This window comes from Paraburkholderia sp. BR10937 (genome assembly GCF_040965695.1).
In the GTDB taxonomy this organism is placed as follows: Bacteria; Pseudomonadota; Gammaproteobacteria; order Burkholderiales; family Burkholderiaceae; genus Paraburkholderia.
In genome coordinates this window covers 1-216 of the sequence record NZ_JBFRCL010000314.1, presented here as the reverse complement: position 1 = coordinate 216, position 216 = coordinate 1, and the positions used below count along the sequence as shown (strand labels likewise).

Annotated in this window: 1 pseudogene; it reads left to right on the top strand. The window is 63.9% G+C overall.

Going from position 1 to position 216, the window contains the following annotated elements:
* Positions 1-216, top strand: a pseudogene (locus AB4Y44_RS43085) (peptide ABC transporter permease); the annotation flags it as partial.

Genomic DNA, 216 nt, shown 5'->3' with positions numbered 1-216 from the left:
GCAATGTCACGAACATCACCGGCCAGCTCGCCGATGCGGTGATGTACGACACGTCGACGCACGACTCGGTGACGCTGGGCGGTGTGGAGGCGACCACGCCGGTGGCGCTGCATAACGTGGCGGCGGGCGCAGTCTCGGCAACGAGCCTCGACGCGGTGAACGGTGCACAGCTATACGAGACGAACTCGAGCATATCGATCCTTGCTGGCGATGTGA